We start from the raw sequence: 11,829 nt of genomic DNA, 5'->3' as shown, positions 1-11,829 counted from the left end.
AATGGACCGACAATTTCGATTTCGCTGCTGATTGGAATCCTGATTCCATCAATAACAAAACTGTTATCTCTGTGAATTACTTCTCCCAGAACGGGGCTGGTGAAATAGAGGATTGGAAGGACTATTGAGCCAAATAATCGTGTGAATATATGAGACATCGTCCCTCCTTGAACTTAGCACCAACTTGAATGGTAGATACTGTTATTATAGCATCAGTGAAAGTTTTAAGAGAAATTGCATTTCAGATTTCAGAATAATATTTTGATAATCACCAAGCTGATAGCGTTCAGAGAGACACCGTGAAGGCGATATGGCTGGCGAAGTTGAGATCATTCAGCCAGAAAGAATGAGATCCGCAACTACATCAGTCGTGTTTGAAAACCAGGATTGGAACATCCGGATAACCGTGTTAGAATATTATAGAGCGGGCTTCACTTCATCTGGATAATTCTATGCAAACTAACCTGACACGCAGGCGTTTTTTTGAGATCGACCTGCCGGTTGTTCTCAGGACGGCAAAGGCTTTTTTCTCACGTCCGGCGACGCAGTTACGCCTCGTGATTTACGCGCAGTGTCTGTTTACCGTCCTGTTATTTAGCCTGGTGCACGTCGGTTTTCGAACCCTCATTCCTGTTCTGCAGACTCATCAGGCCATGTATTACTGGGTGCAGTTTCTGTCCCTGGCGCCGGTGATCTCGGTCTGTTTTGGCGTGGCGTTTCTGCTGCTGTTTGGCACACATCAATACCCCGTGGGAGAGTCGTGGCTCTGTTTTTTCGTTTATGCGGCCAACTTTGCTGCCGCCATGACGTTCCTGCATGCTTTGCGCTTCGCCGATCTACTCTGAAGGTGATCAGCGTTTTTGTTCCGCAGGTTGCTGCTTTTCTTCCAGAACCATCCAGTCGGGCAGCGGAATCGCTTTGCTGCGGGCGACCAGTAACAGGATGCCAATCACGATCACCAGAATCGGCACTTCGATATCCAGCGTAATACGCCCCGTCTGACGCAGGACAGACAGACAACTGGCGATGATGAAAAAGGGACCAATCAAGACCGTTGATTTATCAATGCCAGAGACGGCAAATGACAGAATCCCAATGACTGCCAGACCCAGCGTCCAGATCCAGTTGATACCGGGCACGATGCCGAGTGTCGTCAACAGCCAGCCTGCACCAATACCAATAATGAGCAGAGGCAGAATCAGCGTTTTCCGGTCCGATGTGGTTTTAGCGGCTTCCGTAACGGTCGTAGATGTCTCGTGCATGGCGCTGACTTTCTATCTTCAGGAGTGAGAAAAACGGCTTACCTGACTGAGAGGCGTCGCGATGCAGAATATATCACGGTAAATTTATACCAATATTTCAGAAATCTGAAAAAATTTGAAAAGCTCGCTCAGATCAATTACGGAAAACGATCGAAAATTCGAGATTCAGTTATGACGTCATGTTAAATAGATACTGTATTTTGAAGGGATTCTGCTACAATTGGCGGCCCGGGGAGATTTGGCTGTTCCCTTTTCATGGACCGTTTGATCGTGACGGAATGGAGTCGTCGTGCTGAAATCGCTGCTGGCTGATAAGAATCGCTTCTGGCAAAGCGTGGTGATTACGCTGGGAGTCGTCATTGCGATCATTCAGTTTGTCCAGATTGCGAAAAAAAATCCGGGTGATTTTCATTTACACTGGCGCTCGGGTGAACTGATTGCGACAGAGCAGTTTGTCTATCTCAATAATCACAATTATCCCTACCCTCCCTTCTGGGGATTCGTGCATGCGCCGCTGGCCAGCTTCTCGATGCAGACGGCTTATCTGCTGATCTACCCGATTTTTTTTATCTCTTTGTTTCTGTTGATCTGGGTGTTAAATCGCTTGAGCGAAACTCATTTTCCTCTAATGCGGAACCACCTGTTCTGGGTCGTCACCGCGGCAATTTTTCTGTGTAGCCGCTACCTGATCAGGGACATGCTGGAATGTGGGGTGAACCTGGCCTTAGTCGCGCTCTCGTGGCTGGGTGTTTACTTCTGGAGCAGGAAAAAAGAATTGTGGGGCAGTCTCCCACTGGGCTTTGCCATGGCGCTCAAGTGCACGCCTAGCCTGTTCTGGGTCTATTTCATTCTCAAACGGGAATGGAAGATGGCCAGCTACACCTTTCTGGCGGCTGCTTTTTTCACACTCTCCCCCATGTTCAAACTGGGTTATACAGAGTTTCGTAAATCATTTGAGTACTGGGGGAATACCGTCGCGAAAAGCATGGAAGAATCCGATCCTTCCCGCTGGATGGGGGGAGAGATTCCACTGGCCAACATGTCGTTCAAACCCTCACTGTCCCGTTATCTGATGCATTTTCCCGAGGGGCACGAAGCCCGTCTGGATTCTCCCCTGTATATTGATTTCCTGGATCTTTCGCCACAAACCACAGGTCGAGTCATTAAAGTTATGCTGCTCTGTTTCCTGATCTTTATAGGGTGGAAATTTCGCAGGCATTACGAAGACCGTGACGACGAACGCATTCTATGGGAGTGCGCCATCATCTCGATTATGATTCTGCTGTATTCTCCCGTCACCTGGGGACAGCATTGTGTCGGAATTTTTCCGGGTGTGTACCTGCTGATCCGTTGTGCCACCAGTCGTCAGAACTTTACACAGCCTTTGAAACTCGGGATCGGGCTGTTTGTGTTTCTGATCCTGATTTTAAACCGCACGTTTATCGGCAAGTTTTACAGTGAGGTGATGAGCACGTATCACATCGCGACGTTTCTCTTTCTCGGCATCATCTTTTTTCTACTGAAGCGTCACGAAAATGTAACACGGAGGGAAGCTTTGAAAGAGAATCAGTCGACACCTGAAACTTAACCTGTTCCCGGAGTGACTGTAGCATCTCCCAGGCCACCCGGATCGGGTATCAAGCGTATCTGGTGTCTTACTCCTTCTGTTTCAACGCTTCCACCAGAGTGTTGATTTCCATCGGATTGAGGCGGATGGCGGTTTTTTCCAGCATGTTGCGGACATGGGCGAGATCGCTGCGGGTACTGGGGAAGCCGATGTTGTCGCCTTCGTCATTGTTGGAAGTGGCCATCACTTTGCCATCCTGATCTAAAATGGCCCACCAGGGAATGCCGCCTTGTGCTCCGCCGCGCATCGTTTTCATGATCTCGTCGGCACCAGTCCAGCGATGATCCATTTTGATCCAGATATAATCGCGCTGCCATTGTTCGCGTTCCCGATCAAGAAACTGAGAGAGCAAACGACAGGGGCCACACCAGGTTGCCGTTTCCTGCACGATCACTCGTTTGTGCTGTTCCTTCGCCTGCTTGAGGGCGGCGTCCAGCAGTTCGCGGGCGTCTTTGGGGGGAATCTGATTGGCCTTAAGGAACTTGGTCAATGACTGTTTATTAACAGAGCCGCTCTTAGAGAGCGCCGCGAGATCAGCATGAGCGCGCTGTTTTCCGGTGGTGTCCAAAACGAACAGATCTAGTGCGCCCTCTTTCGGATTCCAGTCCAGTCCCAACTGTTTCGCCAATGCCTGCGCAGCCGCGCGATTGTCTTCCGTACTGTCGATAGCCATGATCAGGAAAGAGGGCAATTCTTTGCGCACATCGCTGTCCTGAAAGCGGAATGTCATCAGTTCCCGCACGGCATCAGATTTCGGATCGCCGAAGAGGATCGTTGGATACTGGACCGTCAGACGGGCGATCTGCTGTGCTTTGGCGAACCGTTCCAGGGGAGTCCCTTTCACGGCAAACGCGGCTGCGATGCGTTCATCAATGGTGGGCGGGACATAAGGCTTAGAAGGGCGCGGGGCTTCTACTTGCCCCAGGTCGACCGGCTGGCTGTTTTCCGGCGTGAATTTTTTGACATTGCGCCAGGAGAGACGGCCGGGTTTGCCTTCTTCAGGCCGATTAACGAGAGAGAGGCCGTACTCCAGACCCACGACCAGATTCTTCATTTCAAAGTGACCCGTTTTATCGGTAAACGCGGTCCCGCCAAAGCTGGTGCGCCAGGGGGCGTTGTCATCGCCAATATGCACTTTTACGCCATACCTGAGTTCCCGATTTTCGACAGGGGACTCGGTGACTTCATCAATCAACTGTCCCCGGGCAGAGCCGAAGGGTTGAACAGGAATGGTGACGGTTTTGGCATCGGGGCCAATCTCCACGACGCCCGCCATTTTTTTGTCTTTGCTTTCGGCGTAAAGCACCACGGGATGGCGCTGGCGTTCGACTTTAAACTGACCATGCTTTCCGGCTGTGGCTGCTAAATCGCCGACGGAAAGCGATTTGCGATAGATACCTGAGATCTTCGCTGCGGGAACAGGCTTTGGTGGATCTCCCGCGACCACGGAGCCTGTTAACTCCCCTGTTTCTGGTCGACTGGCGTGGAAATTGATTTCCTTTTCCGTTTCATTGGTGATTTCAAACTTTTGCGGCTGAGTCTGGGAGGGGCCCCGAATCGAATAGGTGCCGGGTCCCAGGAAGAGTTCATAGTGACCCTGCTTGTCTGTCTGAGCTCGAAATACCATTTGCGGCTGCACCCAGCGATTGCTGTGGGTCGGATTCGGCAGTTTGAAATCCTTCTGATTATGTGCATCCTGGCCTCTGATAAAAGCCATGATCCGTTGGTCGGCGACAGGCTCATTTTGTGAGCCGACGGTCATACGACCGTGAATGCGTGTGGCAGGCTGAAGTTTGAAATCCAGATTCTGAATCGGCTTGCCAGGCCAGACGGCAAAGCCGGTGTGGGGCGCAGCGCTCCATTTCTCATTTCCGGCAATCACCAGGTAAACCTGATTGGGTTCCGCGTTGAACGAATAGCGTCCCTGGTCGTCTGTCTGAACTGTTTTATGAAAGGAATCGAACTGATAGCCAGCCCCGTCCGCGGCAACCGGGATCCCTTTAGCGGGTGAACCATCGGGCAGGGTGACTTTGCCGGACACAGGAACGAGTTTTTCGAGTTTCATTGTCAGCGTGCCCTGGCCCTTTTGCGGATCATACGTGCTACGCTGATGCTCGTATTCCTGATTGTGAGGCCAGATGGTGAGGGCTGTTTTTTGCCAGTGCGGAATCCAGTCAAAACTGGCTGTTCCCGATTTGTCCGTTTGGGATTGAACCAGGCTATAGAAGTAAGAAAGATTCAGATCGCGGGGCTCACCTTCTTTTTTGAGATACCAGGGTACGACATGGAACCCGGTCAGCGGTGTGCCATCGGCCTCTTCGACTTTGACCTTCAGCGGCTGCGTTCCGTCAAGAGTCAGGCGAATGGGACTCTCGGGTACAACAGGAGGCTTAACCAGTTGGTCACCGACCTGCTCGCGTGAGAGTGTAAAGGCTTTATAGTCTGCACCATGCCCGTCGCTGATTGCAAACACGTATTGAACTTTCACATCGTGAGGCACGTGATAGACGACCTGGCCTTTTTTATCGGTGGTGTCGGTTCCCCAGACACGGTAATCGCCCATGATGCCGGTTTTTGCATTAGCAATTGGTTTGCCAGCACCGTCAACCGCGTGCAATTCCACGCGCTGCGCAGGCTGTAACTGCAATCGTAATTTATCCAGAGGCAGATCTTCATCCTTGATGACCCAGGGGAGTGTGTACTGCGCCATTTGCTGTGGTGAATCTCCCACAGCCAGGATCGCCTGATGCCGTACACTTTGAGCTGGTACACGTAATGTGAATCGTCCCTCCTGATCGGTTTTGGTTTCGGCCCGATCCTGTTTCGGATGCTGCCATTCGACAAACACCTTCACTCCTTGCGCCGGTTGGTCCTGTTCATCGACGACCGTGCCCTGGAGAGTGATCTGTTCTTTTTTCTCTGGATCTTCGGCACGCACATTTTTTGTAACAGCGAATGCACTCAGTGCCAACAGGCTGAAACAGAAGTAATCAAAATATCTGCGAGCACATTTCCTGCCATGGACAGACGGATGATTTGATTTGAATTGTTGCTGGTTCATGGAATCTGTGCTTTCGAGAAAAATGAAGAGTGTTTCTCAGATGACGGACTCCAGGTGTGCCTTGTCCTGGGAGAACTGTTTGCAGAGAGGAATGAGCAGTATCGGGATGTGATTGAAAACACTTCCTGCTGTTCATCTCCGGCACTGTTGATCATATCGGATAGAATACAGGGGTTCAAACTTTTTCTGTTTTGAAATGAAAATTCGTGCTGGCATGGGGAAAACCGGCATGGTTTTCTGGAGGAGGTGATCTATCAATATGATGGTTTTGATGACTGATTTTATCGGCTTCCTGCTCGTTTTGCTCAGAGGGAACCCGCCACGGGTGTTTTCCAGTGTAGCGCGAGACTGTCCTGCCGTTGTCTCATTCAGAGCGCAAACAGGCGCGGTTATGGGTGCAATGCGGTGCAAAACAGGTCGACTTAACACACGGCAAAGAGGCCCATTTTGGAAAAACGCTTTGAAACCAGAGCCTTTTGTAGTGCTCTTGTTCACAGGGGGAGGAGAAGTGTTCCCTCTTAATTTCTCCCCACGCGCGCGACGCATAACACGGAGTTTCGCGAGGGGCGCTGGCTTGTCAAGATGAACAATCCGAACCGGTCGCGGATCATCAGTGAAAAGTACAGAGCAAATGACGGGTGGGTGCGTTTGCAGCGGGTATAAAAAAACAGAGCCACCCTTTGATCAGAGGTGGCCCTGTCAGATTACCAATCGTTATTGCGAAACGATCTTATCGAGGAGTAGTCGAATTATTTTTCGTAGGAAGCCTGGTTCAGCTTGGAAGGAGCGGGTGGCACGGCGGGTGTTGCTTCTTCTGGCTGTGGTGCGACTGCCGGCTCCGGCGTGACAGGACTTCCGGTAGAATAGTAAACAGGTCCACTGAACTGCTGACCGCCCCGGCAGTGTTTGCAGCCATGTCCACGGCAGGCACTGCAGTCACGCGTGTGATACATGCTTGGATCGGGTGCAGGAGGCAGCATGCCTGCCCGTGGTTGCCAGGTTGGTACCGCCTGGTAGTAAAAGCCCAGTTGAGTGGTATCGGTGGGCATATAAACCTGCGGGTAGTTTGCAGGTCCCGCAGGTCCGGCCTGTCCCATATACTGACTGGAGTAGTACCGCTGGTACTGCACGGGAGTTCTTTGGATCCTCTGTGCGGAAGGAGGGCACCAGCCATGTCCGGGTGAAGTGTGACACTTTCGTAAGAAAGCTCTTCCTTCACGTGATGTATAATTGCGATAGACGCCATCGCCGTCAAAGCGGTTGGAATATCCGGGAGGGCAGTTGTATTCGTAGCCGCCGCCCCGCACGTGATGACCGACCTGCTGGATCTGACCGTCACTGGCAACCGTTTTCTCATCTGCGCTGGCGATCAGAGCAGTGTGAGCCATGACGCCGGTCACTGCGAGAATGGCCAGCATATGCACGTTTAAGATTCTCATATCAATCTTCCTGGACCCGATTGAGGATTTTAGTGTTTTAGATTATTGAACGATGCGAGAGACCGGAGTCAAACGGCTTGAAGGTACGCCCCAACCATAGTTGTAGGTATGCCGCACATTGGGAGCCAGGGGAACTGCAATGGGAACACCATAACCCTGAGCACCATACAGACGACCATCGCGTGCATCGAACTGATAAGGATCGACGGCATAAGTCATGTTGTAGTGTCCGATGGGAGCACAACCTTTTCCACCACATCCGGTGGGGATGAAGTAGCCAAACTTGCAGCGGAAAAAGTCTCGCAACGAGCCCCGTTTTCCGATTCCGGCTGAGGTTCTGTGTCCGCCACCTGCACCACCGGCACGACAGTGGGGGCAATTTCCTCCGGCATAGGAAGCGCCATCCGAGTATGAGTAAACATGATTCTGTTTACAGTTACATTTATCGTGGATGTATCCTGTCTGCTGAATCGGAGAAGCTTGTTTCTGAATCAGTTTCAGACTACCCGGTTCGCCAGCCTGCAGTTGTGAAGCAGACAGGACTGTCATGATCCCGGCAACTGCCACGAGGCCTGCTAATTTATAAGTGAAGTTCTGCATTTTGATATTTCCTGATCGTTTCTCTGAGTACCTGACTCAGTGTGATAAACGTGTTCGGGTTTGAGACAGTGTTTCTCTGGATTTTAATTATCTGACCAGGGGCGGAATGAATCGTGGGATGAATCCGAAGTCTGTTTTATACTTCACATTGACCCGTGTCCCTTCGAGCTTCCAGCGTTCGTGAGATCGCATTCCGAAAGGTGTCCAGATCCAGCCCCCTTTGACGTTGTAGTAGTAAGGACCATACATGGCGTTGTATTCATGGGCATACAACATTTCTTGAGGAGCCAGTGCCTGGTTGGTGATAATCGTCCGTCCTACATAGTCGGGAATTCCCGGTTTGGGACTGGGGTACAGCGGTGCCTGCAGCTGAGGATATCCAGGCAGAACATTCATGCCGTCCATCACGGGTAGTGGCTGAGCCGCCTTGTATTGTTTGTGATCTTTGAAGTGCCCGTGAGCATAGCTGATAGGGCGTGCCTGCTGAGCGTTTTCAAAGGGAGCGGGCGTCGATGTAATGATATTCGGCTGATTACTAACCTGGTGGATGTAGTAAGGAGCAGCGCTACTGCGACGTCCCAGTGTGGGCCTTCTGGGAACAGGAACCTGCCTGCCTCTCACTTGAGCCGTTTCCTGAGTATGACCGATCTGCTGTATCCGGTCCTGCTTGTCAGCAGCACTGGTAAACTTACGTTTGAACCAGCTGATTGGATTATACTTTGATGACTTAGAAACGGATTCCTGCCGGACAACCGCATTATTGACCGCACCCGGTTCAGCAGCCTGTAATGCCGGCGCCATCAGTAAAAAGGCCGGTAACAGTCCGGTTAGCAGGGTTACCTTCAGACTCGCCTGAGCCATAACAATCCCTCCCTGGATTTTTATTGTGGGGTTTCCACCAATGAGACTAGGTCAGAGGCTCGTCCAACCCCCGTCAGTCAATTATAATGATCAATTGTCTTCTGTCAGAACCAGTCGTGGTTCATCAACGAGGCAAAGCCACTCTACAAAGACCGAAGCAAAGGTAGAAATTCTGGGAATTTCACTTTTCAGAGATCCGGTACTTTTTGTATGTTTCAATCGCCAGATAGCGACCCTCTCAAAAAGAAAGCCACTAGTCCAAATTTCGGCTGGCAGGAATCGTCGGAATGAGTCATTTTGTAAGCACAATGACGATTCGTCCTATTTTCCCGAATTATTGTCTATTTAACGGGTTACGAGTGGCCTCATCTGTTCAATAATCGTTTTAACAGATACAATCCTCAATGTTTTCATAAACAATAAATTTGACATATTTTTCTTAAGCTACCACGCGAATTGACCCGAATTCTGAATATGGCCCCCGCCTTCAGAAGACAGGAAACAGTCCAAGACAGACTGTTTTTTTCAGGGCATTTAGTAGATTAATTGGAGAGACCCTTGGCTAAGCGAAAATCAGCCAATAACGGCACAGCAGGTAACGGAAAACCGAGCACCGAATCAGACCGCATTGAATATGTCCCGATCAGCGATGTGACGCGTCGTCGTTATCTGAACTATGCTATGTCCGTGATTACCTCGCGTGCGCTGCCCGATGTGCGGGACGGATTGAAGCCGGTACAACGTCGTATTTTGTATGTGATGTATCACGACTTAAGACTGATGGCCAATGCGAAGCCACGTAAGTGTGCGAAGATCTGCGGGGACACGACGGGCAATTATCACCCGCACGGCGATGCCTCAGTCTATGATGCGCTGGTCAGACTGGCGCAGGATTTCAACCTGAGAAGCCCGTTGATCAATGGGCAGGGAAATTTCGGTTCGATCATGGGCCTGCCCGCTGCGGCTGCCCGGTATACAGAAGCACGGTTAACGGGAATCGCCGAACATCTGATGAACGAACTGCGTTATCAGACCGTGGAAATGCGTCCCAATTATGATGGAACACGCGACGAACCGGTCGTACTGCCGGCACGGTTTCCCAACCTGCTGGTCAACGGAGTTCACGGGATCGCAGTGGGGATGGCAACCAGTATTCCACCTCATAATCTGGGTGAAGTCATCAAAGCCTGCGTGCATCTGATCCAGCATGACGATGCGACCATTCCCCAGTTAATGAAGCATATCAAAGGTCCCGACTTTCCGATGGGAGGCCGCATTGTGACAGACAAAAAGTCTCTCACGGCGGTCTATAAAGAAGGCCGTGGCCCTGTCAAAGTGCGTGGTGAATGGAAACCTGAACCCGGCACAAGTACGAAAGGCGTGCAGCGGCTGGTGGTGTATTCCGTTCCCTATGGTGTGGAAACGGGTTCACTGCTGTCGGAGATCGGCGGAATTGTTGAATCCAGAAAACTCCCTCAACTGGTAGATGTGGCTGATGAAACCGATGATAAAAATGGTTTGAAAGTCGTGCTGGAAATCAAGCCCGACGCGGACCCGGAAACCGTGATGGCCTTTTTGTATAAACACACGAATCTGGAGCAGAACTTCTCGGTCAACATGACCTGCCTGGTACCCGATGAATCGGAAGTGCTCGTGCCCCGCCGTTGTGATTTAAAGGAGATGCTGCAGTACTTTCTGGATTTCCGGTTTGTCTCGGTCCGAAAGCGGTTTGAATATCAGCTGCTGCTACTCGAACGGCGGATTCATATCCTGAAGGGTTTTGAGATCATCTTTAATGATCTGGATAAAGCCCTCAAGCTGATCCGTGCCAGTAGTGGAAAACAGGATGCGGCCAAAAAGCTGATGGACAATTTTCCTCTGGATGAGATCCAGACGATGGCCATCCTTGAATTGCAGCTTTATCGTATTTCGAAGCTGGAAATCAATACGATTCGCGAAGAACTGGCCGAGAAGGAAGCCGAAGCGGAAAAGATTCGTAAGATTCTGGCATCGGATAAACGACTCTGGAAAGTTGTGGAAAATGAGTTGAAGGAACTGGCGGACGAATTTCCGGAAAAACGCCAGACCAAACTGGGCTCCTCGGAAGAGATTACCGAATTCGATCCGCAGGCCTATATTGTTCGCGAAAATACGAACGTGGTCGTCTCGCGGGAAGGCTGGATTAAACGCGTGGGACGCCTGAAGACAAAAGAAGGCACACAGGAGTTGGCCAAAACCCGAACCCGCGAAGGGGACAGTGTACTGGCAGTCGCTCCGGGAAGCACGCTGGACCATGTCGTATTCTTCTCGAGCGATGGTGTGGCTTACACGCTGCCAATCGAACAGGTGCCTGTTTCTTCCGGCTATGGTGAGCCACTGTCGAAGCATGCCAGGATGAGCGATGGCGCATTTCTGGTGGCGGCTTTAACGACAGACAGTCGCTTCACGCCGGAGGACAAAGCGACCAAAAAGCAACCCATTCCCACACCTCACGTATTGATCGTCACCGAAAAGGGTCAGATCATGCGGATTTCTTTCAGTCTGTTCCGGACGGCTTCGACCAAAGCAGGCCGCAAATACTGTCGCCTGGGGAAGGATGACCGTGTGGTGTATGCGGGTCTGGTAGAAGAAGCAGAAACCATGTTCATCGCCACCAAAGACGCCCGCGTCCTGCATTGTGAAATCGAAGAAGCCGCCCTGCTCTCCAATGCAGGCAAAGGGGTTAAGGGCATCAGACTGGAAAAAGGGGACCAGGTCATGGGTGCTCTGCAGCTGAACCGTCCAAGCGACTGTCTGCGAGTGGTCAATACGGCAGGCAAAAAAATGACCTTTGGGCAAATGAAATATGGTGTGACTTCACGCGGTGGTAAAGGTGTGAAAACCAGCCAGCGGAGCGGGTTTGCAGAAATCCTCTATCCCCCCATCGAAGTAGTTGACTGGGACGAACTGGGAGACGACGAAGCATAAACTGATCGTATC

The 11,829-nt window shown here is 51.1% G+C and carries 8 protein-coding genes; 3 read left to right on the top strand and 5 right to left on the bottom strand.

Annotation, left to right across the window (positions count from 1 at the left end; all coding sequences use genetic code 11):
• Positions 1-452 precede the first annotated feature (452 nt).
• The gene (locus tag Pan161_RS00505; RefSeq protein ID WP_145223662.1) at positions 453-845 is read left to right on the top strand and encodes a hypothetical protein; all 393 of its coding nucleotides are present in this window, start codon (positions 453-455) and stop codon (positions 843-845) included.
• A 6-nt stretch (positions 846-851) separates the two neighbouring features.
• On the opposite strand, the gene Pan161_RS00500 is transcribed toward Pan161_RS00505, so the two are convergent.
• Entirely contained in the window at positions 852-1,262 is a 411-nt protein-coding gene (locus Pan161_RS00500) for a hypothetical protein (RefSeq protein WP_145223661.1), read from the bottom strand.
• A gap of 289 nt (positions 1,263-1,551) precedes the next feature.
• Here Pan161_RS00500 and Pan161_RS00495 point away from each other — a divergent pair, with 289 nt between their 5' ends.
• The gene (locus Pan161_RS00495; RefSeq protein ID WP_145223660.1) at positions 1,552-2,850 is read left to right on the top strand and encodes a glycosyltransferase family 87 protein; all 1,299 of its coding nucleotides are present in this window, start codon (positions 1,552-1,554) and stop codon (positions 2,848-2,850) included.
• A gap of 67 nt (positions 2,851-2,917) precedes the next feature.
• Here Pan161_RS00495 and Pan161_RS00490 read toward each other — a convergent pair whose 3' ends face one another.
• From Pan161_RS00490 to Pan161_RS00475, 4 genes are all read right to left on the bottom strand, one after another.
• Positions 2,918-5,950: a hypothetical protein gene (locus Pan161_RS00490; protein WP_145223659.1), complete on the bottom strand. Its 3,033-nt coding sequence runs from the start codon at positions 5,948-5,950 to the stop codon at positions 2,918-2,920.
• Positions 5,951-6,699: 749 nt separating this feature from the next.
• Complete coding sequence (locus tag Pan161_RS00485) at positions 6,700-7,389, bottom strand: hypothetical protein (RefSeq protein WP_145223658.1); 690 nt, start codon at positions 7,387-7,389, stop codon at positions 6,700-6,702.
• 42 nt (positions 7,390-7,431) lie between these two features.
• Positions 7,432-7,989: a hypothetical protein gene (locus tag Pan161_RS00480; RefSeq protein ID WP_145223657.1), complete on the bottom strand. Its 558-nt coding sequence runs from the start codon at positions 7,987-7,989 to the stop codon at positions 7,432-7,434.
• Between the two features lie 87 nt (positions 7,990-8,076).
• Positions 8,077-8,850 (bottom strand): hypothetical protein, encoded by a 774-nt coding sequence (locus Pan161_RS00475; RefSeq protein WP_145223656.1) that lies wholly within the window; start codon positions 8,848-8,850, stop codon positions 8,077-8,079.
• 558 nt (positions 8,851-9,408) lie between these two features.
• Between Pan161_RS00475 and Pan161_RS00470 the strand changes: the two genes are divergently transcribed.
• A complete protein-coding gene (locus Pan161_RS00470; RefSeq protein ID WP_145223655.1) occupies positions 9,409-11,817 on the top strand; it encodes a DNA gyrase/topoisomerase IV subunit A in 2,409 nt (802 codons plus the stop codon).
• The last annotated feature ends 12 nt before the right edge of the window (positions 11,818-11,829 follow it).

Source organism: Gimesia algae (assembly GCF_007746795.1).
Lineage (GTDB): Bacteria > Planctomycetota > Planctomycetia > Planctomycetales > Planctomycetaceae > Gimesia > Gimesia algae.
Note: the sequence above shows the minus strand (reverse complement) of the source record. Positions and strands in the feature narration are given on the sequence as shown.

What these genes read in the sequence shown, in the direction of transcription:
- Pan161_RS00505 (WP_145223662.1), top strand. Translation starts at nt 453, where the DNA reads ATGCAAACTAACCTGACACGCAGGCGTTTTTTTGAGATCGACCTGCCG.
- Pan161_RS00500 (WP_145223661.1), bottom strand. Translation starts at nt 1,262, where the DNA reads ATGCACGAGACATCTACGACCGTTACGGAAGCCGCTAAAACCACATCG.
- Pan161_RS00490 (WP_145223659.1), bottom strand. Translation starts at nt 5,950, where the DNA reads ATGAACCAGCAACAATTCAAATCAAATCATCCGTCTGTCCATGGCAGG.
- Pan161_RS00485 (WP_145223658.1), bottom strand. Translation starts at nt 7,389, where the DNA reads ATGAGAATCTTAAACGTGCATATGCTGGCCATTCTCGCAGTGACCGGC.
- Pan161_RS00480 (WP_145223657.1), bottom strand. Translation starts at nt 7,989, where the DNA reads ATGCAGAACTTCACTTATAAATTAGCAGGCCTCGTGGCAGTTGCCGGG.
- Pan161_RS00475 (WP_145223656.1), bottom strand. Translation starts at nt 8,850, where the DNA reads ATGGCTCAGGCGAGTCTGAAGGTAACCCTGCTAACCGGACTGTTACCG.